Source organism: Pseudonocardia spirodelae, from assembly GCF_037727765.1.
Classification (GTDB): Bacteria; Actinomycetota; Actinomycetes; order Mycobacteriales; family Pseudonocardiaceae; genus Pseudonocardia; species Pseudonocardia spirodelae.
This window is the reverse complement of sequence record NZ_JBBJUP010000002.1, coordinates 38,415-63,207: the sequence shown is the minus strand read 5'-3', so window position 1 is coordinate 63,207 and position 24,793 is coordinate 38,415. Positions and strand designations below refer to the sequence as shown.

Below are 24,793 nucleotides of genomic sequence, written 5' to 3'. Positions count from 1 at the left end.
CGCGCGGCTCCCCCTGGCCCGGGCCCGCCCCCGCGGTCGCGCACGGTCACCGGTACCCGAGGGCTGCGCGGGCCTGCGGCGACGGCACCGCGGTGCTGATGATCATGGACGGGCCGCGAGGGCGGCGACCAGCCGGGCGGCGGCCCGGTCCAGGGTGACGCTGCGGTCGGCCGGGCCCCGCCGGGTCCCGGTGAGCACCGCCGCCGCGACCGTCTCGCCGTCCTGCTCCACCGGGACGGCGACGGCGCGGATCGCCGGGTCCGCCAGCCCGTCGCTGCGGGCCAGCCGGGTGCGGACGATCTCCGGCCGCTCGGCGAGGTAGGCCGTGACCGCCGGCGGGTCATCGACGCCGGCCAGCGCCCGGGCGGACTCCTCGGGGTCGCCCAGGGCGAGCAGCAGCCGTCCCGCCGCGGTGCGCAGCGGCGGCCGGGGCCGGTGGTCGTCGGTCACCCGCTGCAGCCGGCCGGGGGCGCGGGGGCCGGCGTGGTCGACGTAGCGGACCTGCCCGCCGACCAGCACCGCGAGCGCCACGGGGGCGCGGGCGGCGCGGCTGAGTGCGTCGAGATCGGTGTGCGTGAGCGCGGTCGGCGGGCCCACCCCGGCGAGCAGCCCCAGCACGTACGGCCGGTGGCCCAGGACGTGGCCGCGCCCGCGCAGCCGTACCCAGCCGGTAGCCCGCAGCTCGCGCAGCAGGTCCGCGGTGGAGCTCAGCGGCAGGTCGAGCGCCCGGGCGACCGCCGTCACCGACGGGGGCGTCCCGGCGGTCGCGACCAGCTCCAGGATGCGGTCGGCCCGGCCGACCGCGCGGGCGGAGGCGACGCTTCCCGACATGCGGCCGACCCTACGGGTACTACGGATATACGGAGGAGGTGGAGGGCGCCGCCGCCCCGTCGCAGGCTGGGGCCATGACCACGACGACCCCGTCCGCACGGTTCCCCTCCGCCGCCGACACGGCGGCGACCCTGCTCCCGGACGCTCCCCCGGTGCGCTCGACGCTGCGGGTGATCGGGTCCGACCCGCTCGTACCGTCGGTGCACCGGATCGCCGACGCGATGTCCGCGGCGATCGGGGCGTTCGGGCTGCAGACGGCGGGGCTCGCCGAGGACCGTGGCCGCGGGCCGTGCGCGATCGGGGTGCGCGCGACCGACGCGATCGACACGCTGCGCGCGCCGTTCCTCACCACCCTCGGCGGGGTCGACGTGCAGACCGTGGCCGAGGACCCGACGGCGCTGGCCAACAACGGCTTCCACCGCACCGCCGACGGCTGGATCTTCCTGATCACCACCTACCCGCACCAGCGCGACGCGGTGTGCCGGGTGCTGGACTGCCCGCCGCTGCGCGGGCGCATCGCCGAGGAGGCGACCCGGTGGCGCGCGGTCGACCTGGAGGACGCCGTGTGCGACGCGGGTGGGGTCGCCGCCGCCGTCCGGACCGGGGAGCAGTGGGCGGCCCACCCCGCCGGGAGGCACCTCGCCGGGCGCCCCGTCGTCGAGATCGAGCGGATCGGCGACGCCGCGCCCCTGCCCGTGCCGGACCGGCTGCGCGTCCTCGACGACACCCACGTGATCGCCGGGCCGGTCGCCGCGAAGCTGCTCGGCACCTTCGGCGCGGACGTCCTGCACGTGTCCCGCCCGGACCTGCCCGACCCGCTCGCGATGGTCGCGCTGACCGGCGGCGGGAAGCGCAACACCTGGCTGGACCTGCGCGACCCCGCGCAGGCCGGGCGGATGCGGGAGCTGGTGGGCGGCGCGGACGTGTTCGTCAACGCCTACCGGGGCACCGCCGCCCGCGGCTTCGGCCCCGCCGGCCTGGCGGCGCTGCGGCCCGGGATCGTCGCGCTGGACCTGCACTGCTGGGGCGCCGACGGGCCGTGGGCCGCGCGCGGCGGGTTCGACCAGCTGGCCTGCTCCGCGACCGGCTTCGCCCTCGAGGAGGGCCGGGACGGCACGCCGTCGCTGCCGCCGACGCACCTGCTCAACGACTACCTCGCCGCCTGGCTCGGTGCCGCCGGGGTGCTCGCGGCCCTGCGCCGGCGCGCCGTCGAGGGTGGCTCGTGGCGGGTGCGGGTCACCCTCGCCGGGGTCTGCACCTGGGTCCGGGAGCTCGGGATGTTCACCGCAGCGGAGGTCGCGGACCTCCCCCGGCCCGGCGCGGCGACCATCGCCACGCACGCCGTCGACGGGCCGATGGGCCGGCTCGTCGAACCCGTGCTCGGGCTGGAGTTCGACGGCCGGCCCGCGCCGCTGCCCGGCCCGCCTCAGCTGCTGGGGACCGCCGCCGCGACCTGGTGACCGGCCGGAGCCCACCCGATCGCCGGGGCGACCCGCTCGGCGATCGAGCGCAGCAGGTGCGCGTTGTACTCCACCCCGAGCTGGTTCGGGACGGTGAACAGCACGTAGTCCGCTTCGCGCACCGCGGCGTCCTCGGCCAGTTCGTCGGCGATCCGGTCCGGGTCGCCGACGTAGCTGCGCCCGAACCGCGAGCGGGCGCCGTCGAGGAACCCGACCTGGTCGTCCTCGCCCCGCTCCCCGAAGTAGCGGCGGTCGAGGTCGGTCGTGACCGGGATGACGCTGCGCGACACCGACACCAGCGGGGTGCGCTCGTGCCCGGCGGCGGCCCAGGCCTCGCGGTAGCGCAGGATCTGCTCGGCCTGCAGCCGGTCGAACGACTCGCCGGTGTCCTCGGTGAGCAGCGTCGAGCTCTGCAGGTTCATGCCCTGGGCCGCGGCCCACTCGGCGGTGGCCCGGGTGCCCGCGCCCCACCAGATGCGGTCGCCGAGGCCCGGCGACTGCGGCTGCACCGGCAGCGCGACGTGCCGCCCGCGGGTGCGGGACGGGTCGGCGGGCGCCACCCCGGCACCGCGGATCGCGGCGAGGAACACCTCGGCCTTGGCGCGGGCGGCGTCGGCGTGGGTCTGCCCGTCGGCGGGCCGGTACCCGAAGGCCTCGGCGCCGTTCAGCGCGATCTCGGGCGATCCCCGGCTCACGCCGAGCTGCAGCCGCCCGCCGGAGAGCAGGTCGGTCGCGGCGGCCTCCTCGGCCATGTAGAGCGGGTTCTCGTAGCGCATGTCGATCACGCCGGTGCCCATCTCGATCCGGCTGGTGGTCGCCGCGATCGCCGCGAGCAGCGGGAACGGCGCGGCCAGCTGACGCTCGAAGTGGTGCACGCGCACGAAGGCGCCGTCGATGCCGATGTCCTCCGCAGCGCGCGCCAGCTCCACGGTCTGGCGCAGCGCGTCGGCTGCGGTGGGGGTCCGGGACCCGGGGACCTCCCCGTGGTGCCCGAACGACAGGAACCCGATCTTCGTCATGCCCTCTCCAACAGAAGTTGAGGGCTCAACATTCCCTCAGAGGGCGCCCTTGGTGGACGGCACCCCGGTGACCCGCGGGTCGGGCTCGGTCGCGGCCCGCAGCGCCCGGGCGACGGCCTTGAACTCGGCCTCGGTGATGTGGTGCGGGTCGCGGCCGTCGAGCACCCGGACGTGCAGCGCGAGGTGGCCGTGGAAGGCCAGCGACTCGAACACGTGCCTGTTCAGCACGGTCGGGTAGTGCCCGCCGACGACGAAGCCGCGCATCATCTCCGGCTCGCCGGTGCAGACCGTGTACGGCCGGCCGGAGACGTCGACGACGGCCTGGGCGAGCGCCTCGTCCATCGGGATCCAGGCGTCGCCGAAGCGGCGGATGCCCTTCTTGTCCCCCAGCGCCTGGCGGATCGCCTGGCCGAGCACGATCGCGACGTCCTCGACGGTGTGGTGGGAGTCGATCTCGATGTCGCCCTCGGCGTGCACGGACAGGTCGAAGCTGCCGTGCTTGCCGAACGCGTCGAGCATGTGGTCGAAGAACGGGACCCTCGTCGCGATGTCGGTGCGCCCGGTGCCGTCGAGGTCGATCTCGACGACGATCCGGGTCTCCTTGGTGACGCGCTCGACGCGTCCCACGCGGTTGGTCATGCGAGCTCCTGGGTGGCGAGGTCGGTGGCGGCGGCGAGGAAGGCGTCGTTCTCCTCGGGGGTGCCGATGGTGACGCGCAGCCGCTCGGGGATGCCGACGTCCCGGATGAGGACGCCCTGGTCGAGGAAGCCCTTCCAGGCGCGGCCGGCGTCGGCGAACCGGCCGAAGAGCACGAAGTTGGCGTCGGAGGGCACGACGTCGTACCCGGCGGCGGCGAGCTCGTCGGACACCCGGGCCCGCTCGGCCGCGAGCAGCGCGACCGAGCCGAGGGTGGCGTCGGCGTGCCGCAGCGCCGCCCGCGCGGACGCCTGGGCGAGCACCGACAGGTGGTAGGGCAGCCGCACCAGCTGCAGCGCGTCGACCACGGCGGGGGCGGCGGCGAGGTAGCCCAGCCGCCCGCCGGCGAACGCGAACGCCTTGGACATGGTGCGGGACACGACGAGCTTGTGCCCGTGCGTCGCGAGCAGCGTGGTGGCGCTGGGCCGCCCGGTGGCCTCGGCGAACTCGGCGTAGGCCTCGTCGACGACGACCACGCCGGGCGCGGCGTCGACCAGCCGGGCCAGGTCGGCCGGGTCGATCGACTGGCCGGTGGGGTTATTCGGGCTGGTCACGAACGTGACGTCCGGGGCCCGCTCGGCGAGCACCGCGACGGCGGCGTCCACGTCGAGGGTGAAGTCGTCACGGCGCGGCACCGCCACGAACTCGGTCTGCGTGCCCGAGGAGATGATCGGGTGCATCGAGTAGCTGGGGACGAACCCGAGCGCGGTGCGGCCGGGCCCGCCGAAGGCCTGCAGCAGCTGCTGGAGGATCTCGTTGGAGCCGTTGGCCGCCCACAGGTTGGCGTGGCCCAGCGCGACGCCGGTCTGCCGCGTCAGGTACGCGGCGAGGTCCTCGCGCAGCGCGACGGCGTCGCGGTCGGGGTAGCGGTGCAGCTCCCGGGCCGCCTCCTCGACGGCCGCGGCGACGTCGGCGACCAGCTCGGGCGGCGGCGGGTACGGGTTCTCGTTGGTGTTGAGCCGGACCGCGACGTCGAGCTGCGGCGCGCCGTACGGGCTCTTCCCCCGCAGGTCCTCGCGCAGCGGCAGGTCCGACAGCCGCACGCCCTCCCCCGCGGTCACGAGCCCGCCCCGAACCGGGCGGTGACGGCCTCGCCGTGCGCGGGCAGGTCCTCGGCGGCGGCCAGGGTGACGACCCGGTCGGCGACCTCGCGCAGCGCCTCCTCGGAGTAGTCGACGACGTGGACACCGCGCAGGAACGTCGCCGTCGACAGCCCGCCGGAGTGCCGCGCGCAGCCGCCGGTGGGCAGCACGTGGTTCGACCCGGCGCAGTAGTCGCCCAGCGACACCGGCGCGTACGCGCCGACGAAGATCGCGCCGGCGTTGCGGACCCTCGCGGCGTCGCCCGCGGAGTCCGCGGTCTGGATCTCCAGGTGCTCCGCGGCGTAGGCGTCGACGACGGCGACGCCGTCGGCGGTGGAGGACACCAGGATCACCCCGGACTGCGGCCCGGTGAGCGCGGTGCGGACGCGCTCGGAGTGCTTGGTCGCGCCGACCCGGGTCTCCAGCTCGGCCTCGACCCGCTCCACCAGCGCGTCGGACGTGGTGACCAGCACCGACGCGGCGTTCGGGTCGTGCTCGGCCTGGGAGATCAGGTCGGCGGCGACGTGCGCGGGGTCGGCGGTGTCGTCGGCCAGGATCGCGATCTCGGTGGTGCCGGCCTCGGCGTCGATCCCGACCAGGCCGCGCAGCATGCGCTTGGCGGCGGTGACGTAGACGTTGCCCGGGCCGGTGACCATGTCGACCGGCTCCAGCTCGGCGCCGTCGGTGTCGGTGCCGCCGTAGGCCAGCAGCGCGACGCACTGCGCGCCGCCGACCGCCCACACCTCGTCGACACCGAGCAGCGCGGCGGCGGCGAGGATCGTCGGGTGCGGGCGCCCGCCGAACTCGGCCTGCGCGGGCGAGGCGACGACCAGCGACTCGACGCCCGCGGCCTGCGCCGGGACGACGTTCATGACCACGCTCGACGGGTAGACCGCGAGCCCGCCGGGGGCGTAGAGCCCGACCCGGCGCACCGGCACGAACCGCTCGGTCACCGTGCCGCCGGGCACGACCCGGGTGACGACGTCGGACCGGCGCTGCTCGGCGTGCACCATCCGGGCGCGCTCGATGGAGGTCTCCAGCGCCGCGCGCACGTCCGGGTCGAGGTCGCGCAGCGCCCCGGCGATCGCGGCCGCGGGGACGCGCACCGTCTCCGGGCGCACCCGGTCGAAGCGCTCGGTCGCGTCCAGCGCGGCCTGCGCGCCCCGCTGACGCACGTCCTCGACCAGCGGCCGGGCGCGCTCGAGCGCGGCGTCGATGTCGAGCTCGGCGCGGGGCATCATGCCGCGCAGCACGGCGGGACGGGGCAGCGGTTCGGCTCGCAGGTCGAGGCGGCGGAGCATGGGTCCAGGGTACGGCGGGCACCCGGCGTGATCGCGGCCCGGAGGGTCCCGCGGTGCGTGAGACCGGACTCGGCCGTCGGTGCGGCGTGGCAGGCTCCGCCCCGTGCCGAGCCCCGCGTCCCGTCCCGCGCCCCCCGCGCACCGCCACGTCACCGACGCCGAGCGGCGGGCCCGGCTCGTCACCCGCCACCGGCTCGCCCCGGCGGTCCGGACCGACGACGTCGTCACCGTCGCCGACGACCTGGTCGCCCTGCACTCCACCGACCCGGTCACCGTGTACCTGTCGGTGGCCGCGCGGATGGCCACGCCCGCGCTGGGCGCGGTCGACGCGGCGCTGCACGACGACCGGACCCTCCTGCGCCACCACGCGATGCGCCGCACGCTGTGGGTGGTCGGCCGCGAGCACGCGTCGCTCGTCCACCACGCCGCGACCGTCGACGTCGCCGCCGTGCAGCGCCGGGACCTGCTGCGCCAGGCCGCGGCGGCCGGCCTGGGCGACCCCGTGGCCTGGTACGCCGGGGCCGCCGACCGCGTCCTCGGCCTCCTGGCCGCGCAGGGCCCGACCGCAGCCCGCGACGTCGGCACCGCGCTGCCCGATCTCGCCGCGCAGCAGCTCGTGCTGCCCGGCGGCGGGCCGCAGCCCGCGCACACCCGGGTGCTGCTGGTGCTCGGGTTCGAGGGCAGGGTCCTGCGCGCCCGCCCGCTCGGGACCTGGATCAACGGCCAGTACCGGTGGGCGGCAGCGCACGACTGGGTGCCCGGCGGGATCGCCGACGTCGGCGGGCCGGAGCCGCGGCGGACCGCGGCGGCCGGGCTCGCCCGTGCCCACCTGCACGCGTTCGGCCCGGTCACCCGCGACGACCTGCGGTGGTGGGCGGGCTGGACGGTCGCCGTCACGCGGACCGCGCTGGACGACGTCGGTGCCGTGCCGGTCACCCTCGACGGCGGCGCCACCGGGTACCTGCTGCCCGACGACCTGGAGCCGGTGCCCGACCCCGGGCGCTCGGTGGCGCTGCTCCCGAGCCTGGACCCGACGACGATGGGCTGGAAGGCGCGCGACTGGTACCTCGACCCCGTTCACGCACCGCAGCTGTTCGACCGCAACGGCAACGGCGGCCCCGCGATCTGGGTGGACGGCGCGGTCGCCGGGACCTGGGTGCAGCGCCCCGACGGCACGCTCGCGACCCGGCTGTTCACCCGGCTCGACGCCGCCGCCCGCCGCGAGGTCGACGCCGCCGCCGAGCGGCTGCGCGCGCTGCTCGGCGACGTGCGGTTCCGGGCGCGCTTCCCCGCCCCGGTGCAGGCCGAGCTGCTGGCCGGGGGCTGAGCACCCCCGGCCGCCGGCTCAGTGCGCGCCGGTGCTCAGGTCCAGGCCCAGGTCCAGCGCCGTCACCGAGTGCGTCAGCCCGCCGACCGCGAGGAAGTCCACCCCGGTCGCCGCGTAGTCGCGCGCGTTCGCCAGGACCAGCCCGCCGGAGGACTCCAGCAGGGTCGCGCGCGTGCCCCGCCGCCGTACCGCCTCGGCGGTCCCGGCCACGGAGAAGTTGTCGAGCAGCACCAGCTCGGCGCCCAGCGCGAGCACCTCGTCGAGCTGGTCGAGCGAGTCGACCTCCACCTCGCACGGCAGGTCCGGGGCGAGCGCGCGGGCCGCCGCGAGCGCCGCGGACACCGACCCGGCGGCCGCGACGTGGTTGTCCTTGATCAGGACGGCGTCGCCGAGGCCGAGGCGGTGGTTCACCCCGCCACCGCAGCGGACCGCGTACTTCTCCAGCAGCCGCAGCCCGGGCAGGGTCTTGCGGGTGTCGCGGATGCCGGCCCCGGTACCGGCGACGGCGTCCACCCAGGCCCGGGTCGCCGTCGCGATCCCGGACAGGTGGGTGAGCAGGTTGAGCGCGGTCCGCTCGGCGGTCAGCAGGCCGCGGACCGGGGCGCGGACGGTCAGCGCCGGCGTGCCCGCGGTGAGCCGGTCGCCGTCGGACACCGCGCCCAGCACCGCGTAGCCGTCCGCGCCGAGGACCTCGTCCAGCACGGCGCGCGCCGCCGGGAGACCGGCCGCGACGCCGTCGGCGCGGGGGGTGAACGCACCCACCGCGACCGCGTCGGCCGGGACGGTCGCCGCCGTCGTCGCGTCGGGGCCGTAGCGCAGGTCCTCCTGCAGCGCGGTGCGGACCACGCGCAGCAGGTCCTCGGGCTCCGGGACGCCGATCCCGCTGACGCCGCCGACGCCGGCGGCCACCCGCGTCACGCGGCACCGACCAGCGCGTCGGACAGCACGACGGGGCGGCCGGCGCCGTCGACCCGGACCCGCAGCGACGCGTTCTGGTGCACGTCGTCGCGGCCCGGGAAGTCGGTGCGCACGTGGCAGCCCCGGCTCTCCCGGCGCGTGCCGGCCGCGGCCAGCACGGCCTGCGCGAGCAGGGTCAGCGCGGCGTCCTCCACCCCGGTGCGGTCCACCGGGGCGGCGGTGACGGTGGCGGCCTCGATCGCGTCCGAGGCGCCCGCGAGCCCGGAGGCGTCGCGCCCGATCGCGGCGCTCGCCGACATGGCGCGCTGCACGACCGCACGTGCGGCGACCGGCACCGCGGGCGCCGGCTCGACCGGTGCCGAGAGGACCGCGGGGCCGCCGTCGGCCAGCACCGCGCGGACCACCCGCTCCCCCACGACCAGGCCCTCCAGCAGCGAGTTCGACGCCAGCCGGTTCGCCCCGTGCAGCCCGGTGCGGGCGACCTCGCCCGCGGCGTAGAGCCCGGGCACCCCGGTACGCCCCCAGGTGTCGGTGACGACGCCGCCGCAGGCGTAGTGCGCGGCCGGGGTCACCGGGATCGGCTCGGTGAGCGGGTCGATCCCGGCCTCGCGGCAGGAGGCGTACACGGTCGGGAAGCGGGCGGCGAAGCCCTCCAGCGCGGTCGCGTCGAGGAAGGCGCAGTCGCTGCCGGTCTCGGCCATCCGGCGGGTGATCGCCGCGGCGACGACGTCGCGCGGGGCGAGGTCGGCCCGCGGGTGCACCCCGGCCATGAACGCGGTCCCGGCGCGGTCGCGCAGGATCGCGCCCTCCCCGCGGACGGCCTCGGTGACCAGCGGGCGGCGCCCGACCGCCGGGCCGGTCCACAGCACCGTCGGGTGGAACTGCACGAACTCCAGGTCGGCGGCGACCGCGCCGGCGCGCAGGGCGAGCGCGACGCCGTCGCCGGTGGAGGTCGGCGGGTTGGTGGTGGAGGCGTAGAGCTGGCCGTAGCCCCCGGTCGCGAGCAGCACGGCCGGGGCGCGCAGCACGCCGGCCGTGCCGTCGTCGGCGAGCGCGGCCAGCCCGACGACCCGGCCGGTGACGTCGCGCAGCGCGTCGACGGCGACGTGCCCGTCGAGCACGGTGATCCCGGCGTCGCGGGTGGCGGCGACCAGCGCCCGCTCGACCTCGGCGCCGGTGGCGTCGCCGCCCGCGTGCACGACGCGGTAGGCCGAGTGGCCGCCCTCGCGGGTGCGGTCCAGGCGGGAGCCGCGCGCGTCGAACAGGGCGCCGCGCTCACGCAGCCGGCGCACCGCACCCGGCCCGGCGCGCACGACCGTCCCCACGGCGGCGGCGTCGTTCAGCCCGCCGCCGGCGGCCAGGGTGTCGGCGACATGGGCGTCGAGCGAGTCCCCGGCGACGTCACCGAGCACCACCGCCACCCCGCCCTGGGCCCAGCGGGTGGAGCCCTCGGTGATGCCGTCCTTGGTCACCACGACCACGCGCAGCCCGGCCGCGGCCGCGTCGAGCGCGGCGGTCAGCCCGGCCACCCCCGACCCGACGACGACGAGGTCGGCGCCGGCCTCCCAGCCGGTCACTCCCCACCGCCGGGCTGCCCGATCTCGATCATCCGCTGGACCGCGGCCCGGCCGCGGGCGGCGAGGTCGGGGTCGACGTGGACCTCGTCGGTGCCCTCGCGGACCGACCGCAGCAGGGCCTCGGCGGTGATCATCTTCATGTACGGGCAGGAGGCCCGCTCGTTGACCGCGCGGAACTCGATCTCCGGGGCGGCCCGGCGCAGCTGGTGCAGCATCCCGACCTCGGTCGCGACCAGCACCTCGCTCGCCCCCGTCGCCCGGGCGGCCTCGATCATGCCGCCGGTGGAGAGGATCTTCACCTGCTCGGCGGGCACGGCGCCGGTGCCGGCGAGGTAGAGCGCGGAGGTCGCGCAGCCGCACTCGGGGTGCACGAACAGGTCGGCGCCGGGGTGGGCGGCGGCCTGGTCGGTGAGCTGCTTGCCGTTGATGCCGGCGTGCACGTGGCACTCCCCGGCCCAGACGTGCATGTCCTCCCGCTCCAGCGTGCGCCGCACGTGCGCGCCGAGGAACTGGTCGGGCAGGAAGAGCACCTCGCGGTCGCGCGGGATCGAGTCCACGACCTCGACGGCGTTGGAGGAGGTGCAGCAGACGTCGGTCTCGGCCTTCACCGCGGCCGTGGTGTTGACGTAGGAGACGACGACGGCGCCGGGGTGCCCGGCCTTCCACTCCCGCAGCTGGTCGGCGGTGATGGAGTCGGCCAGCGAACAGCCGGCGCGGGCGTCGGGGATCAGGACGGTCTTGTCCGGGCTGAGGATCTTCGCCGTCTCGGCCATGAAGTGGACGCCGCAGAACACGATCGTCGAGGCCTCGGACTCGGCCGCGATCCGCGACAGGGCCAGCGAGTCCCCCACGTGGTCGGCGACGTCCTGGATCTCGGGCAGCTGGTAGTTGTGCGCCAGCAGGACCGCGTCCCGCTCGCGCGCCAGGGCCCGCACCTCGTCGGCCCAGCCGGGGTCGGTCCCCGTGGTGCCGGGTGCCGTCAGCGTTCCGGTCATCTCGCCCTCCCGGGCCGATCAGGTTTTCGCCTAGTGAGCGGAAACTAGGGGGATCGTAGCACCGGTGGCGCGCCACCGGCACCTGCCCGGTGACCGGGACCTCACCCGCAGGACACCCCGCCGTCATGTGCCGGTGCCGGGCACCGCCCGCCCTAGGCTGGCGGCCGTGAGCGCCCCTCCCGCCCTGCACGAGGTCCTCGCCGCCGTGCTCGGCATCCGGGACGGCCGGCTGCGCGTGCTGCTGTGGCAGCGGGCGTTGGACCCCGACGCCGGGCGGTGGGCACTGCCCGGCGGCACCCTGGGCCCCGAGGAGGACGTCGAGTCCTCGGTGCGCCGCCAGCTCGCCGAGAAGGTCGACGTCCGCGAGGTCGCCCACGTCGAGCAGCTGTCGGTGTTCTCCGACCCGGCCCGCTCGCCCGGCAAGCGCCGGATCGCCACCGCCTTCCTCGGGCTCGTCCCCTCCGACGCCGACCCGGCGCTGCCCGAGGACACCGCCTGGCACGAGGTCGACGACCTGCCCCCGACCGCGTTCGACCACGCCGCGATCGTCGGCTCCGCGCGGGACCGGCTGCGCGCCAAGCTCTCCTACACCAACCTGGGCTTCGCGCTCGCCCCCGCGGAGTTCACGATCTCGGCGCTGCGCGAGCTCTACGTCGCCGCGCTCGGGCACGCGGTGTCGGCCACCAACCTGCAGCGCGTGCTCACCCGGCGCGACCTGCTGGTCCCCACCGGGGAGACCGCCGCTCCGGGGCGTGCGGGCGGGCGCCCGGCCGCGCTGTTCCGCTTCACCGACCGCTCCCTGCGGGTCACCGACGCGTTCGCCGTGCTCCGGCCACCCGCGCGACCCGGCGGGCCCCGCGACGGCGTACTACCGTGAACCGGTGTCCGCCATGCTCCCGCTGTTCCCACTGGGGACGGTGCTGATGCCGGGTGCGGCGCTCCCCCTCCACATCTTCGAGCCCCGCTACCGGCAGCTCACCGTCGACCTGCTGACCGGCGCGGTCCCCGACCGCGAGTTCGGCGTCGTCGCGGTACGCGAGGGGCACTCCCCCGACCGGTCCGGGATGGCCGGGATGCACGCGGTCGGCTGCTCCGCGGTGCTGATCGACGCCCGCCGGCTGCCCGACGGGCGCTACGACGTCGTGACCCGCGGCGCCCGCCGCTTCCGCCTGCTCGACCTCGACGCCGGGTCGCGCTCGTACCTGTGCGGCCAGGTCGAGTTCCTGCCCGACGACGACCCGTCCGACGTCGCGGACCCGCGGCTGGTGGCGATGCTGGAACGGTCGGCCCGCGAGGCGCACCGCGGCTACTGCACCACCGCGTGGCGCTCGGACGACTGGTCCGAGCCCGCCGACGACACCCCCACCGCGGACCTGGCGCACCTGCTCGCCGGGGACTGCCTGCTGCCGCTGACCGACCGCCAGGAGCTGCTGGAGCAGACCAGCGCCGTGCAGCGGCTGCGCGAGATCCGCCGCCTGCTCGCCCGCGAGCGCGGCCTGCTGGGCCGGCTGCGCGCCGTCCCGGCCCCGCTCGGCTCGTTCCCCGACGAGCACAGCCCCAACTGATGACGGGTCCGCTGCACGCCGTCGTCGAGGCGCTCACCGCGACCGGGACCGCCGCGCAGGTGTTCGACGCGGCGGGCCGGCTGCACTGGGCCTCCGGCGAGATGCTCGCGATGATGGACGTGGGCCCCGACGACGACATCGGGATCGGCCGCACCCTGGCCGAGGGCACGGCGATGCCGGTGTGGCGGCGCTCCCTGGAGGCCGGGTCGCTGGACGCGCTGGCCGCCGAGCTCGCACCGCGGGTGGGCCCCGGGGCCGGGGACGGCCCGCCGGTCTGGGTCGCGCCGCTCGTGGTGCGCCGCCCCGGCAGCCGGCTCGACATCGGGGTGTTCGGCATCGAGCTGCGCGGCGGGGACGGCACCCGCTGCGGCACCGCGCTGGTCTACGCGCCGAAGCTGCCCGCGCGGGTGCTCGCGCTGCTCGTCGAGGGCGACGCCGGCCTGCACGCGCGCCTCGCCGACCTGGCCGAGCCCCGCCGCCGCGCGGCCGCGGTGCTCTTCGCCGACATCGACGCCTCCGGGCCGCTGGCCCGCTCCATGCCGACCGAGCTGTACTTCGAGCTGATCCGCGACGTCACCACCACCGCCGACGACCTCGTCGTCGCGCGGGGCGGGATCACCGGCACCCACGCCGGCGACGGCGCCGTCGCGTTCTTCGTGGCCGGGCACCACGACTCCGAGGCCGCCGCGGCCCGGGCCGCGGTCACGACGGCGCTGGACCTGGCCGAGCGGGTGGCCGCGACCGGGCACGACGTGCGGCTCAACGTCGGCGCCCACTGGGGCCCCAACCTCTACATCGGGCAGATCACCTCCGGCGGGCGACTGGAGGTCACCGCGCTCGGCGACGAGGTCAACGAGTGCGCCCGGATCGAGCAGGTCGCCCGGGGCGGGCGGACGCTGGTGTCGAAGGTGCTCGTGGAACGGCTCGACGACGGCGACGCCCGTGACCTCGGGCTCGACCGCCGCGCGCTGCGCTACACCACGCTCGCCGAGCTCGGCACGGCGACGGAGAAGGCGACCCGCGACGCGGGCACCCTCGCCGTCGCCGACCTCACGAGGGCCCGACCGCGAGCCGCGGTCCCGTCCAGCGCTCCCGCAACCACCGGTCGTGCGAGGTGACGACGACGGTTCCCGGCGCCGTCCCGAGCGCGGCCTCCAGCTCCCCGGCCAGCCGCAGCGACACGTGGTTGGTCGGCTCGTCGAGCAGCAGCAGGTCCGGGGCGTCGGCGACCGCGACCGCCAGCGCGAGCCGGCGGCGCTGACCGAGGCTCAGCTCGGCGACGGCGGTGCCGTGCTCGCGCGGGTGCAGCAGCCCCAGCTCGCGCAGCGGCACCCGCTCGGCGAGGTCGGGCCCGACGGCGTCGGCGTAGGCCTGCGCGGCGCTCCGCTCCCCCGGCCCGACGTCGGGGTCCTGGGCGAGCAGACCGGTCCGGCGGGCCCGCACCCGCACCGTCCCCGCGGTGGGCGCCAGGTCGCCGTGCAGGACCGCGAGCAGCGTGGACTTCCCCGACCCGTTCGGGCCGGTGACCAGCAGCGTCTCCCCCACGGCCAGGTCGAGCCGCGGAAGGTGCAGCCGGCCGTCGACGCGCAGGTCGCGCACCGAGACGGCCGTGCCGCCGGTGTCGCGGGTGCCGGTGAGCCGCCCGGAGAACTCCAGCGGCCGGGGCGGGCGGCGCACCGCCTCGCGCTCGGCGACCTCCAGCCGGCGCTGGGCGTCGTTGACCCGCCGCGCCCGGGTCCGCTCGACGCCGGCGCCCTTGAACGCGTGGATGAACTTGTCGTTGTCGCGCGGCCCGCGCCCGGGGGCGATCGCCGCCAGGCCGGTGCGCGTCTTCTCCCGCAGCGCCGCGATCTCCTCCTGCTCGGCGGCGAAGCGCTCCTCCCAGCGACGCCGGCTCGCGGCGGCGGCGTCGAGGTAGGCGCTGAACGAGCCGCCGAAGCGGCGCCCGCCGTGGCCGTCGGTGCCCAGCGCGCCGGCGTCGAGGTCGAGCAGCTCGGTGCACACCCGGTCGAGGAAGGTCCGGTCGTGGCTGGCCGCCACGACCACCCCGGGCAGCTCGACCAGGGAACGTTCGAGCAGGTCGAGCGCGGCGTCGTCGAGGTGGTTGGTGGGCTCGTCGAGCAGCAGCACCGCGGGGCGTCGGACCAGCGCCGCGGCCATCGCGAGCCGGGTGCGCTGCCCGCCGGACAGGGTCGGCACGGGGCGGTCGCGCGCCAGGTCGGCGACGCCGAGGGTGCCCGCGGTGACCTCGGCGCGCCGGTCGGCGTCCCAGGCGTCGTGGGCGACGGCCCAGGCCAGGACCCGGTCGTACGCGGCGGCGGCGTCCGGGTCGGCGGCCAGGACGGCGGCCAGGCGTTCCAGCTCGGCGACGGCGTCGTGCAGCGGGCGCAGCGCCGCGTCGAGCAGGTCCCCGACGGTGCCGCCGTCGTCCACGGCGGGTTCCTGGGGCAGGTACACGACGTCGGCGGGCAGCTCGACGACCCCGGAGTCGGGCACGTCGACGCCGGCCAGCAGCCGCAGCAGCGTGGACTTGCCCGACCCGTTCTCCCCGATCAGGCCGACCCGGGTGCCCGGGGCGGCGACGAGGTCGACGCCGTCGAGCACCGGCGGGCGGCCGGCTCGGGTGGCGTAGGAACGCACGAGGCCGCGGGCGGACACGGCTGCGAGATCGACAGGACGGCTGTCGGGATGCACGACGACGGCTCCGGTGGACGGAGTGGGACCGCGGGGGCCGGTGCCGCGCCGGCGGTCGGTGACGTCGTCAGTGCCTCATGATGATCGCGACGCTACACCGCGCGGCGCCGCGACCGCCACCGGGATTCAGCGCCAGCCGTAGCGCGACCGCAGCTCGCCCGCGACCCGGTCGAAGCGCGCCCGGTCCAGCACCGCTCCCTCGCGGCGGATGCCGTGCTCGGCCACCTCCAGCACCCGGTCGAGCCGGATGAAGGAGTCGCGGCCCTCGCGGTCCCAGGCGCCCGAGCCGATGCCGACCCAGTCCGGGTCGTGCGCACGCTTGTCCTGGCTGGACAGCATCAGCCCGAGCAGCTCGGACCCCGACCGCCCGACGACCAGCAGCGGCCGGTCCTTGCCCTGGCTCGCGTCCTCCTCGTAGGGCACCCAGGTCCAGACGATCTCGCCGGGGTCCGCGGCGCCGTCCGGCTCCGGGGCGTAGGCGATCTCGCGGGCCCGCTCCGCGGTGGGCGCGGTGCGCACCCGGCCGGCCGTCGCGGGCGGTCCGGGACGCGGGCCGGACGCCGCGCCACGCTGCCCGTCCCCCTGCTGCCCGCCCTGCTTCTGCGAGTCCTTCAGCACCTGCATCGCCAGGTCCGCCGCCTTGCGCAGCACCGAGCCCCAGTTGATCGCCATGGCGCCCAGCCTGCCGCACGTGCGGCACGTCACCGCGACCGGGCACGCATGAACGGGTGCGCATCCGGGAAACCGCCCGCCATGAAGGCCACCCTGATCCACGGCAGGCACGACGTCCGGGTCTCGTCCGACGTCCCCGACCCGCGGCTGCGCGACGACACCGACGCCGTCGTGCGCGTGCTCCGCTCGTGCATCTGCGGCAGCGACCTGTGGCCCTACAACGCCGCGGAGGACTCCGCGGAGGGCAACCGCATCGGCCACGAGTTCCTCGGCGTGGTCGAGGAGGTCGGGTCCGGGGTGCGCGAGCGCCGGGTCGGCCAGCTGGTCGTCGCGCCGTTCGTGTGGGCCGACAACACCTGCGACCTCTGTGCGCAGGGGCTGCAGACCTCCTGCCGGCACGGCGGCGGCTGGGGGTCCGACGGCACCGACGGGGGCCAGGGCGAGGCCGTCCGCGTCCCGTTCGCCGACGGCACGCTCGTCCCGATGCCGGGCGAGCCCGACGACGCGCTGCTCGCCTCGATGCTCACGCTGTCCGACGTGTTCCCCACCGGTCACCACGCCGCGGTCTCCGCGCGGGTGCGGCGCGGGGACACCGTGGCCGTCGTCGGCGACGGCGCGGTCGGTCTGTGCGCGGTGCTCGCCGCGAAGCGCCTCGGCGCCGAGCGCATCATCCTGCTCGGCCGGCACACCGCCCGCACCGACCTGGGCCGCGAGTTCGGCGCGACCGACGTCGTGCCCGAACGCGGCGACGAGGCGGTCGAGCGGGTACGCGAGCTGACCGGCGGCGACGGCGTCGACGCCGCGCTGGAGTGCGTCGGGTACGCCGAGGCGATCCGCACCGCGATCGAGGTGACCAGGGACGGCAGGCTCGTCGGCCGGGTCGGGGTCTCCCAGTACACCGACATCCCGCTGGGCGTCGGCTCGTTCATGCGCAACGTCGGCGTGCACGGCGGCGTCGCCCCGGCGCGCGCCTACATCGAGGAGCTGCTGCCCGACGTGCTGGAGGGGCGGGTCCGGCCGGGCCGGGTGTTCGACCGCACCATCGGCCTGGACGAGGTCCCCGACGGCTACCGCGCCATGAACGACCGCGAGGCGCTCAAGGTCCTGATCGCACCCTGACCGGGAGCCGCCCGCGGCCCCGGCCGGTCAGGACGAGGTGAGCTCGCCGTGGCGGCTGCAGCGCGCCGTCCAGCCGACCGGGTCCACCTGCACGACCATCCGGCGCGCGCAGTCCGGGCAGAACCGGGGCGGCTCCAGCTCGCGGCGCGCGGCGCAGCGCGGGTGGCCCGGCGCGTCCGCCGGGTCCCCGCACTGGTCGCAGAACGCCGCGCTCACAGCGTGTCGTTCAGGGCCTTGATCGGCATCTGCAGCTCGCCGAGCAGGTCGATGTCGGACTCGGCCGGGCGGCCCAGCGTCGTCAGGTAGTTCCCGACGATGACGGCGTTGATCCCGCCGAGCAGGCCCTTGCGGGCGCCCAGGTCCCCGAGGGTGATCTCGCGCCCGCCCGCGAAGCGCAGGATCGTGCGCGGCAGCGCGAGCCGGAACGCGGCGACGGTGCGCAGCGCGTCCGGGCCCGACATCGGCTCCAGCTCGCCGAACGGGGTGCCCGGGCGCGGGTTGAGGAAGTTGAGCGGGACCTCGTCGGGCTCCAGCTCGGCCAGCTGCCCGGCGAACTCGGCGCGCTGGTCGAGCGTCTCGCCCATCCCGACGATCCCGCCGCAGCACACCTCCATCCCGGCCTCGCGCACCATGCGCAGGGTCTCCCAGCGCTCCTCCCAGGTGTGGGTGGTGACGACGTTCGGGAAGTGGCTGCGCGCGGTCTCGAGGTTGTGGTTGTAGCGGTGCACGCCCATCGCGGCGAGCGCGTCGACCTGCTCGGCGGTCAGCATCCCCAGCGAGCAGGCGATGTTGATGTCGAGCTCGTCCTTGATCGCCTGGATGCCCGCGGCGACCTGGGCCATCAGGCGCTCGTCCGGGCCGCGGACGGCGGCGACGATGCAGAACTCGGTCGCGCCGGTCTTCGCGGTCTGCTTGGCCGCCTCGACGAGCATCGGGATGTCGAGCCAGGCCGAGCGCACCGGCGAGGCGAACAGCCCGGACTGCGAGCAGAAATGGCAGTCCTCGGGGCACCCGCCGGTCTTGAGCGAGATGATGCCCTCGACCTCGACCTCGGGTCCGCACCAGCGCATCCGCACGTCGTGGGCCAGCTCGAGCAGGTCGTCGAGACGGTCGTCGGGCAGGTCGAGCACCTCGCGCACCTGCGCGACGGTGAGGCCGCGTCCCTGCTCGAGGACCTGGTCGCGCGCGACGGTGAGGACGTCGGTCCGGGCGGTCGTCATGATCCGGCATCCTGCCAGCGTCCGACCGGTACGGGACCCAGTGTGTGCCACGCAACGGAGGCGAACCGCTCCGGAGCGGCGCCGCCGAGGCCCGCCGGCAGCGCACCGAGCAGCGGGGCGCCGCTCGTCGCGGGCAGGTCGGCGAGGTTGCAGCGCGCCGCGAGGTCGGGCGTGTCCGGCCAGGCCCCGACGACGACGCCGGCGCAGCCGAGCCCCCGCGCGCGCAGCGCCTCCACGGTCAGGGCGGTGTGGTTGAGGGTGCCGAGCCCGGCCGCGGCGACGACGACCACGGGCGCCCCGAGCAGGCGGGCGACGTCGGCGACGGTGCCGCCGTCGTCGTCGAGGTGGACCAGCAGCCCGCCGGCGCCCTCGACCAGCACGAGGTCGTGCTCGCGGGCCAGCTCGGTGGCCCGGTGGGCGGCCGCGGCCGGCGTCACCGGGGCCAGCCCGGCCCGTCGCGCCGCGGTCGCCGGGGCCAGCGGGTCGGGGTAGCGGGCCAGCTCGTCGGTGGTCACGCCGGGCACCAGCGCGGCGACGGCGGCGGCGTCGCCGGGCTCGTCCGGGCCGACACCGGTCTGCGCGGGCTTGAGCACCGCGACCCGCTCCCCCGCCGCGACGGCGACGGCGGCGAGCGCCGCGGTGGCGACGGTCTTGCCGACCTCGGTCCCGGTCCCGCTGACGACGACGCAGCGCCCGCTCACGCCCGCACCCCGTCCCGGACCTGCGCCAGCACCTCGCGCAGGACGGTCGCCGCGTGGTCCAGCTCGGCGTCGGTGAGCCCGGCGCGGGCGGTCAGGCGCAGCCGCGAGGTGCCCGCCGGCACCGACGGCGGCCGGAAGCACCCGATCCGCACCCCGCGCTCCAGGCAGGCGGCCGCCGCGGCGAGCGCGGGCGCCGGCTCGCCCAGCACCACCGGGACGACGGCTGACACCGGCACCCCGGCACCCGCGGCCCCGGCCAGCGCGCCGGCCACCCGCAGCACGTCCGCGGCCCGCCCGGGCTCGCTCGCGAGCACCCGCAGCGCGGCCAGCGCCGATCCGGTGGGGGCCGGGGCCAGCCCGGTGTCGAAGATGAAGCTGCGGGCGGTGTCGACCAGGTGCGCGATCACCGGGGCCGGCCCCAGCACCGCACCGCCCTGGCTGCCCAGCGCCTTGGACAGGGTGACGGTGGCGACGACGTCGTCGGCCCCGGCCAGCCCGGTCTCGGCGAGCAGGCCGCGCCCGCCCGGCCCGCGGACCCCGAGGCCGTGCGCCTCGTCGGCGAGCAGGACGGCGCCGTGCTCGCGGCAGGCCCGGTGCAGCGCGGTCAGCGGGGCGAGGTCGCCGTCGGCGGACCCGACCGAGTCGGTGACGACCAGGGCCCGGGCCTCGGTCCGCGCGGCGAGCGCCGTGGCGACCGCGTCCGGGTCGGCGTGCGGCACGACCACGACGCGGGCCCGCGACAGCCGGCAGGCGTCGACCAGCGAGGCGTGCGACGCGGCGTCGGACACGACCAGCGCGCCGGGCCCGCTCAGCGCGGTGACCACCCCGAGGTTGGCGGTGTAGCCGGAGGAGAACACGAGCGCGTCGTCGAAGCCGCAGAAGCCGGCCAGCTCGGTCTCCAGCTCGCGGTGCAGCGTCGTCGACCCGGTGACCAGGCGCGACCCGGTCGAGCCCGCGCCCCAGGCCCGCAGGGCCTCGACACCGCCGGCGACGACCCGCGGGTCGGTCGCGAGGCCGAGGTAGTCGTTGCCGGCCAGGTCGAGCACCGGGTCGTCGCCGGGCCCGCGCGGGCGCAGCCGACGCCGCAGCCCGGCCTCGGTGCGGCGCTGCGCGTGGTCGTCGAGCCAGGACAGGGGGCCTGCGGTCACGTCCACACCCTAGGCGCGGGCGGGCCCCGCACACCGTGCGGTGTGCGGGGCCCGTGGGTGTCGCGGTGACGCCGTGCGTCAGGCCTGCTCGCCCTGCTGCTTCTCCTGCTCGGCGACGGCGGCGCGCACCTCGTCCATGTCCACGGCCTTCACCTGGCCGATCAGGTCCTCGAGCGCCTCGGCGGGCAGCGCGCCCGGCTCGGAGTAGAGCACCACGCCGTCGCGGACGGCCATCACGGTCGGGATCGAGGAGATCCCGAACGCTCCGGCCAGGTCCTGCTGGGCCTCGGTGTCGACCTTGCCGAAGGTGATGTCCTGGTGCTTGTCGGACGCGGCGTCGTAGACGGGCGCGAACTGCGTGCAGGGGCCGCACCAGGACGCCCAGAAGTCGATGAGAACGGTCGTCCCGGGCGCGCCCACGACGTCGTTGAAGTTGTCGGTGGTCAGTTCCACGGTGGCCATACGGTCTCCAACGACGTCGTGGGCGCGGATTGTTCCCGGTGCCCGGCTCAGACCGGCGTCGTCGCGGCGACGTGGCCGTGACCGGCGGCGATGCGGTCCAGGCCGGAGCCGGCGACGGCGCTGTCGGGCCGCGGCTCCACGAAACGCTGCTCCTGCTCGTCGAGCACCAGCACGCGGGCGGTGCGGATGTCGTAGAACAGCCCGAGCACCTCGGCGCCGGACTCCTGGGCGCGCAGCATGTCGAGCTGCATCGCGACGTTGACCATGGCCAGCTGGTCGCAGCGCTCGAAGCCGTCGCGCTCGGCGGCGGCGGCGACCGGGTGCCCGGACTCGAACGCGCGCAGCACCGGTCGGGCCTCCAGCAGCCACGCGCCGAGCGCGCTGTCGGTGCCCGCGGCCCCGGCGAGCAGGCCCTTCATCGCGCCGCAGCCGGAGTGGCCGCAGACCGCGACCAGCGGGACCCCGAGCGAGTCGGTGGCGAACTCGACGGCGGCCGCGGTACCCGGGCCGCAGGCGAGGTTGCCGACGTTCTGCACGGTGAACACGTCGCCCGGGCCGCTGTGGGTGATGACGTGCGGCACGACCCGCGAGTCCGCGCAGGTGATCATCATCGCGGACGGCGCCTGCCCCTCGGCCAGACCGGTCATGGTCGGGCGGATCGCCTCGGAGGTGTTCTCGTGGTACGCCGCGACCCCGGCCATCAGCGGCCCGGCCGCCGCGCGGTCGGCGTCCTTCTGCTGCCACTCGCCCCAGGCCAGGAAGCGGGCGCCCGGCGGGGTGCTGCGCCGTGCCTGGTCGGGCTCGATGACGGTGACGGTGCCGCCGGTGCCCTCGTGGCGGGCCTTCCAGGCGAGCAGGTGGTCGTAGGCGGCGTGGTCGAGGTAGTCGGTGACGAGCCGGACGGTCACGTCGCAGCCGTGCGGCACCGCGGCGAGCTCGCGGGACAGGCGCGGGACGGCGAGGAAGCTCAGCGAGCCCTCGACGACGAGCTCGCAGGAGCCGTCGTCGGCCTGCTCCAGGTGCGGGCGGGACCGCACCGCGCGCCAGAGCAGCAGCAGCCCGGCCAGCACGAGGCCGATGACGACGCCCTCGAGCAGGTTCAGGAACACCACACCGGCGAGGGTGGCGGCGTAGACCGGCAGCTCGCCGTGCTCGCGGGCGGTGCGCACGTCGGCGGGCTTGACCAGCCCGACACCCATCATCACCAGCAGCCCGGCCAGTGCGGCCATCGGGATGAGCTCGATGACGCCGATCAGCACGATCGCGAACAGGGCGATCCACACGCCGTGCAGCACGGCCGAGGCGCGGGTCTGCGCGCCGGCGGTGACGTTCGCGGCCGAGCGGACGATGACACCGGTGATCGGCAGGCCGCCGATCATGCCGGAGACGGTGTTGGCGGCGCCCTGGCCGAGAAGCTCGCGGTCGGTGTCGGTGCGCAGGCCCGGGCGCATCCGCTCCACGGCGACGGCGGACAGCAGCGACTCGACGCTGGCGATCAGCGCGACGGTCAGCATGCCGACCAGCACCCCGCCCCAGTTCGACTCCGGCAGCGACGGCAGCGACAGCGCGTCCAGGAGCGAGCCCCCCAGCTCGACCCGGGTGACGTCGGCGAAGGCCAGCGAGACGACGGTGGCGGTGACGACGGCGACCAGCGCGGCCGGGACGACGGTCACCTTCCCGGGCAGCTTCGACCAGGTCAGCATGATCGCGATGACGATGCCGCCGAGCAGCAGCGCGGGCCAGGACACGGCCGCGACCGCGCCCGGGAGCGCGGCGATCGAGTTGACGCCGCCGGTCTGGGCCCGCCCGCCGAACACGACGTTCAGCTGGCCGAGCGCGATGGTGGCGCCGATGCCGGCGAGCATGCCGTGCACGACGGCGGGCGGGATCGCCTGGGCGAAGCGCGAGAGCTTCGTGAGCCCGAAGACGATCTGGAGCACGCCGGCGCCGGCGGTGATCAGCGTGGTGACCTGCCAGCCGAAGGTGTTGACGAGCTCGGCGACGATCACCGTCAGACCGGCGGCCGGGCCGGAGACCTGCAGCTTCGAACCACCGAGCAGCCCGGCGACGACGGCGCCGACGACCGCGGCGACCAGGCCGGCGAGGATCGGGGCGCCGGACGCGACGGCGATGCCGAGCGAGAGCGGCACCGCGACGAGGAACACGACGATCGAGGCGGACAGGTCCGCCCTGGCGTGCGGGAACAGGCGGGCGACGAGACCGCCGGGGGGCGGCGAGTGCTCCCCGCGGCCGGACTCGGCGGGCGCGTGCTCGTGCTCGCCGGTGGCGCTCACGGGACTGGTGGTGTTGGCGGGGCTGTTGTTGCTGGAGTGACTGTGCGTCTGCACCGGATCCTCCGTACTCGGTCCGTGGGGGTGCCGGACCGCGACGGTGCGGTCGACAGGGCGTTCGGGTCGCGACGGCGACCGCGGAGCGGGCGGGAGCCCGGCCGCCGAATGCGACCGGTCCACGCCGTTTCACCAGGACCACGGAAACGGATCTTGATGAGAGCACTTCTCATCGTCTCGGACGTCCGCGACGAAACGCCCGGTCAGCGGTGTTCACCCCTGCGTAACGTGTCGTGGATCACAGCGGAATTCGCCCGACCCGGTGGCCGGGGTCACCGCGGACGCCCGGCCGGGCCCCGGGTCAGCGCGGGCCGCGGGCGCCGGCGAGCACCGCGGCGCGCATCCCCGCGGTGATCAGCGCGACGTCGTCGCGGGTGCAGACGAACGGCGGCATCGCGTAGACGAGGTTGCGGAAGGGCCGCAGCCAGACCCCGGCGAGCACCGCCGCCGCCGTCGCCGCGCCGAGGTCGATCTCCTCGGTCGTCTCGACGACACCGATCGCACCGAGGATGCGGACCTCCCGGACGCCGGGCAGCGACCGGGCGGGCGCCAGGCCCGCGCGCAGGCCGGCGGCGACGGCCTTCACCTCGCGCCGCCAGTCGCGCTCGAGCAGCAGCGACACCGAGGCGTGCGCGACGGCCGCCGCGAGCGGGTTGCCCATGAACGTCGGCCCGTGCATGAGCACACCGGCCTCGCCCTCGGTGATGCCGCGTGCGACCCGCCCGCTGCACAGGGTCGCCGCCATCGTCAGGTAGCCCCCGGTCAGCGCCTTGCCGACGCACATCACGTCCGGGGCGACGCCGGCGTGGTCGGCGGCGAACAGCTCCCCGGTGCGGCCGAAGCCGGTGGCGATCTCGTCGAAGACGAGCAGCACGTCGTGGGCGTGGCAGAGCTCGCGCAGCACGTGCAGGTAGCGGGGGTCGTGGAAGCGCATGCCCCCGGCGCCCTGCACCACCGGCTCGACGACGACGGCGGCCAGCTCGTCCGCGTGCGTCTCGACCAGCTCGGCGAGGTGGGCGACGTAGTCGTGGGAGAAGTCCTCCGGCGGGGCGTCGGCGAACACCTGGCGGGGCAGCACGTCCGACCACAGCGAGTGCATGCCGCCGTCGGGGTCGCACACGCTCATCGCGCCGAAGGTGTCGCCGTGGTAGCCGCGCCGCCACGTCATCAGCCGGTGCTTGCCCGGGCGCCCGCGCGAGCGCCAGTACTGCAGGCACATCTTGATGGCGACCTCGACCGACACCGACCCGGAGTCGGCGAGGAACACGTGCTCCAGCCCCTCGGGCGAGATCTCGACGAGCAGCCGGGCCAGGTCGACGGCGGGGCCGTGGGTCAGCCCGCCGAACATCACGTGGCTCATCCGGCCCAGCTGGCCGGTCACCGCGGCGTCCAGGCGGGGATGGCGGTAGCCGTGGATCGCCGACCACCACGAGGACATGCCGTCGACGAGCTCGCGCCCGTCGGGCAGCCGCAGCCGCACGCCCTGCGCCGACTCGACGACGATCGGCGTCTGCACGGCCGGCATCGGCGCGTAGGGGTGCCAGACGTGCTCGCGGTCGGTGGCCAGCAGCGACGCCGTGTCGCGCGGGGCCTCGTGCGGGCGGCGCGTGGGGTCGTGGGGGCCCGTCCCGGCAGCGGTCACGGGTCACCACCGTAGT

Annotated in this window: 23 protein-coding genes; 6 read left to right on the top strand and 17 right to left on the bottom strand. The window is 76.4% G+C overall.

Annotated elements, in window-relative coordinates; genetic code table 11:
- Window positions 1-102: 102 nt before the first annotated feature.
- A complete protein-coding gene (locus tag WJX68_RS02590) occupies window positions 103-831 on the bottom strand; it encodes a helix-turn-helix domain-containing protein (protein WP_340285930.1) in 729 nt (242 codons plus the stop codon).
- Window positions 832-905: 74 nt separating this feature from the next.
- Here WJX68_RS02590 and WJX68_RS02585 point away from each other — a divergent pair, with 74 nt between their 5' ends.
- Complete coding sequence (locus tag WJX68_RS02585; RefSeq protein ID WP_340285929.1) at window positions 906-2,291, top strand: CoA transferase; 1,386 nt, start codon at window positions 906-908, stop codon at window positions 2,289-2,291.
- Here the strand turns inward: WJX68_RS02585 and WJX68_RS02580 are convergent.
- The 4 genes from WJX68_RS02580 to hisD are packed head-to-tail and all read right to left on the bottom strand — an operon-like array spanning window position 2,258 to window position 6,389.
- Window positions 2,258-3,310 (bottom strand): LLM class flavin-dependent oxidoreductase, encoded by a 1,053-nt coding sequence (locus tag WJX68_RS02580; RefSeq protein ID WP_340285928.1) that lies wholly within the window; start codon window positions 3,308-3,310, stop codon window positions 2,258-2,260. The two genes, WJX68_RS02585 and WJX68_RS02580, sit on opposite strands and share 34 nt — an antisense overlap.
- A 36-nt stretch (window positions 3,311-3,346) precedes the next feature.
- Complete coding sequence (gene hisB, locus WJX68_RS02575) at window positions 3,347-3,949, bottom strand: imidazoleglycerol-phosphate dehydratase HisB (RefSeq protein WP_340285927.1); 603 nt, start codon at window positions 3,947-3,949, stop codon at window positions 3,347-3,349.
- The gene (locus tag WJX68_RS02570) at window positions 3,946-5,067 is read right to left on the bottom strand and encodes a histidinol-phosphate transaminase (protein ID WP_340285926.1); all 1,122 of its coding nucleotides are present in this window, start codon (window positions 5,065-5,067) and stop codon (window positions 3,946-3,948) included. Before WJX68_RS02570 ends, hisB begins: the two co-directional genes overlap by 4 nt.
- Window positions 5,064-6,389, bottom strand: coding sequence for a histidinol dehydrogenase (gene hisD, locus WJX68_RS02565; protein ID WP_340285925.1), 1,326 nt, complete (start codon window positions 6,387-6,389; stop codon window positions 5,064-5,066). Before hisD ends, WJX68_RS02570 begins: the two co-directional genes overlap by 4 nt.
- A 103-nt stretch (window positions 6,390-6,492) precedes the next feature.
- Between hisD and WJX68_RS02560 the strand changes: the two genes are divergently transcribed.
- Entirely contained in the window at window positions 6,493-7,716 is a 1,224-nt protein-coding gene (locus WJX68_RS02560; RefSeq protein ID WP_340285924.1) for a winged helix DNA-binding domain-containing protein, read from the top strand.
- Window positions 7,717-7,734: 18 nt separating this feature from the next.
- On the opposite strand, the gene nadC is transcribed toward WJX68_RS02560, so the two are convergent.
- Genes nadC through nadA form a run of 3 tightly spaced genes read right to left on the bottom strand, consistent with a single transcriptional unit; the run spans window position 7,735 to window position 11,206 of the window.
- A complete protein-coding gene (nadC, locus tag WJX68_RS02555) occupies window positions 7,735-8,634 on the bottom strand; it encodes a carboxylating nicotinate-nucleotide diphosphorylase (protein WP_340285923.1) in 900 nt (299 codons plus the stop codon).
- Complete coding sequence (locus WJX68_RS02550; RefSeq protein WP_340285922.1) at window positions 8,631-10,211, bottom strand: L-aspartate oxidase; 1,581 nt, start codon at window positions 10,209-10,211, stop codon at window positions 8,631-8,633. The genes nadC and WJX68_RS02550 overlap by 4 nt, the downstream gene beginning before the upstream one ends.
- Window positions 10,208-11,206: a quinolinate synthase NadA gene (gene nadA, locus WJX68_RS02545; protein WP_340285921.1), complete on the bottom strand. Its 999-nt coding sequence runs from the start codon at window positions 11,204-11,206 to the stop codon at window positions 10,208-10,210. The genes WJX68_RS02550 and nadA overlap by 4 nt, the downstream gene beginning before the upstream one ends.
- Before the next feature lie 166 nt (window positions 11,207-11,372).
- Here nadA and WJX68_RS02540 point away from each other — a divergent pair, with 166 nt between their 5' ends.
- Genes WJX68_RS02540 through WJX68_RS02530 form a run of 3 tightly spaced genes read left to right on the top strand, consistent with a single transcriptional unit; the run spans window position 11,373 to window position 13,889 of the window.
- On the top strand, window positions 11,373-12,083 hold the full coding sequence (locus WJX68_RS02540) for an NUDIX hydrolase (protein WP_340285920.1): 711 nt from the start codon (window positions 11,373-11,375) through the stop codon (window positions 12,081-12,083).
- A gap of 13 nt (window positions 12,084-12,096) precedes the next feature.
- Entirely contained in the window at window positions 12,097-12,771 is a 675-nt protein-coding gene (locus WJX68_RS02535; protein WP_340286206.1) for an LON peptidase substrate-binding domain-containing protein, read from the top strand.
- Window positions 12,771-13,889: an adenylate/guanylate cyclase domain-containing protein gene (locus WJX68_RS02530; RefSeq protein ID WP_340285919.1), complete on the top strand. Its 1,119-nt coding sequence runs from the start codon at window positions 12,771-12,773 to the stop codon at window positions 13,887-13,889. Before WJX68_RS02535 ends, WJX68_RS02530 begins: the two co-directional genes overlap by 1 nt.
- Here the strand turns inward: WJX68_RS02530 and WJX68_RS02525 are convergent.
- Together WJX68_RS02525 and WJX68_RS02520 are read right to left on the bottom strand one after the other, a co-directional pair.
- The gene (locus tag WJX68_RS02525; protein ID WP_340285918.1) at window positions 13,822-15,429 is read right to left on the bottom strand and encodes an ABC-F family ATP-binding cassette domain-containing protein; all 1,608 of its coding nucleotides are present in this window, start codon (window positions 15,427-15,429) and stop codon (window positions 13,822-13,824) included. The two genes, WJX68_RS02530 and WJX68_RS02525, sit on opposite strands and share 68 nt — an antisense overlap.
- A gap of 162 nt (window positions 15,430-15,591) precedes the next feature.
- Entirely contained in the window at window positions 15,592-16,137 is a 546-nt protein-coding gene (locus WJX68_RS02520; RefSeq protein WP_340285917.1) for a type II toxin-antitoxin system PemK/MazF family toxin, read from the bottom strand.
- Window positions 16,138-16,218: 81 nt separating this feature from the next.
- On the opposite strand from WJX68_RS02520, the gene WJX68_RS02515 reads away from it, so the two are divergent.
- The gene (locus WJX68_RS02515) at window positions 16,219-17,256 is read left to right on the top strand and encodes a zinc-dependent alcohol dehydrogenase family protein (protein ID WP_340285916.1); all 1,038 of its coding nucleotides are present in this window, start codon (window positions 16,219-16,221) and stop codon (window positions 17,254-17,256) included.
- A gap of 27 nt (window positions 17,257-17,283) precedes the next feature.
- Here WJX68_RS02515 and bsaP read toward each other — a convergent pair whose 3' ends face one another.
- The 7 genes from bsaP to WJX68_RS02480 form a co-directional block, all read right to left on the bottom strand.
- Window positions 17,284-17,472: a biotin synthase auxiliary protein BsaP gene (gene bsaP / locus WJX68_RS02510; protein ID WP_340285915.1), complete on the bottom strand. Its 189-nt coding sequence runs from the start codon at window positions 17,470-17,472 to the stop codon at window positions 17,284-17,286.
- Complete coding sequence (bioB, locus tag WJX68_RS02505) at window positions 17,469-18,476, bottom strand: biotin synthase BioB (protein ID WP_340285914.1); 1,008 nt, start codon at window positions 18,474-18,476, stop codon at window positions 17,469-17,471. Before bioB ends, bsaP begins: the two co-directional genes overlap by 4 nt.
- Window positions 18,473-19,177, bottom strand: a complete 705-nt coding sequence (gene bioD, locus WJX68_RS02500; RefSeq protein WP_340285913.1) for a dethiobiotin synthase — start codon at window positions 19,175-19,177, stop codon at window positions 18,473-18,475. Before bioD ends, bioB begins: the two co-directional genes overlap by 4 nt.
- Window positions 19,174-20,325, bottom strand: a complete 1,152-nt coding sequence (locus WJX68_RS02495; protein ID WP_340285912.1) for an 8-amino-7-oxononanoate synthase — start codon at window positions 20,323-20,325, stop codon at window positions 19,174-19,176. Before WJX68_RS02495 ends, bioD begins: the two co-directional genes overlap by 4 nt.
- A gap of 78 nt (window positions 20,326-20,403) precedes the next feature.
- The gene (locus tag WJX68_RS02490) at window positions 20,404-20,787 is read right to left on the bottom strand and encodes a thioredoxin family protein (RefSeq protein WP_340285911.1); all 384 of its coding nucleotides are present in this window, start codon (window positions 20,785-20,787) and stop codon (window positions 20,404-20,406) included.
- Between the two features lie 47 nt (window positions 20,788-20,834).
- Window positions 20,835-23,135 (bottom strand): SulP family inorganic anion transporter, encoded by a 2,301-nt coding sequence (locus WJX68_RS02485; RefSeq protein WP_340285910.1) that lies wholly within the window; start codon window positions 23,133-23,135, stop codon window positions 20,835-20,837.
- Between the two features lie 301 nt (window positions 23,136-23,436).
- On the bottom strand, window positions 23,437-24,777 hold the full coding sequence (locus WJX68_RS02480) for an adenosylmethionine--8-amino-7-oxononanoate transaminase (RefSeq protein ID WP_422785640.1): 1,341 nt from the start codon (window positions 24,775-24,777) through the stop codon (window positions 23,437-23,439).
- Window positions 24,778-24,793 lie beyond the last annotated feature (16 nt).

Coding starts and splice junctions, on each gene's coding strand:
- WJX68_RS02590 (WP_340285930.1), bottom strand. CDS start 831: ATGTCGGGAAGCGTCGCCTCCGCCCGCGCGGTCGGCCGGGCCGACCGC.
- WJX68_RS02585 (WP_340285929.1), top strand. CDS start 906: ATGACCACGACGACCCCGTCCGCACGGTTCCCCTCCGCCGCCGACACG.
- WJX68_RS02580 (WP_340285928.1), bottom strand. CDS start 3,310: ATGACGAAGATCGGGTTCCTGTCGTTCGGGCACCACGGGGAGGTCCCC.
- hisB (WP_340285927.1), bottom strand. CDS start 3,949: ATGACCAACCGCGTGGGACGCGTCGAGCGCGTCACCAAGGAGACCCGG.
- hisD (WP_340285925.1), bottom strand. CDS start 6,389: ATGCTCCGCCGCCTCGACCTGCGAGCCGAACCGCTGCCCCGTCCCGCC.
- nadA (WP_340285921.1), bottom strand. CDS start 11,206: ATGACCGGAACGCTGACGGCACCCGGCACCACGGGGACCGACCCCGGC.
- WJX68_RS02535 (WP_340286206.1), top strand. CDS start 12,097: ATGCTCCCGCTGTTCCCACTGGGGACGGTGCTGATGCCGGGTGCGGCG.
- WJX68_RS02530 (WP_340285919.1), top strand. CDS start 12,771: ATGACGGGTCCGCTGCACGCCGTCGTCGAGGCGCTCACCGCGACCGGG.
- WJX68_RS02520 (WP_340285917.1), bottom strand. CDS start 16,137: ATGGCGATCAACTGGGGCTCGGTGCTGCGCAAGGCGGCGGACCTGGCG.
- WJX68_RS02515 (WP_340285916.1), top strand. CDS start 16,219: ATGAAGGCCACCCTGATCCACGGCAGGCACGACGTCCGGGTCTCGTCC.
- bioB (WP_340285914.1), bottom strand. CDS start 18,476: ATGACGACCGCCCGGACCGACGTCCTCACCGTCGCGCGCGACCAGGTC.
- WJX68_RS02490 (WP_340285911.1), bottom strand. CDS start 20,787: ATGGCCACCGTGGAACTGACCACCGACAACTTCAACGACGTCGTGGGC.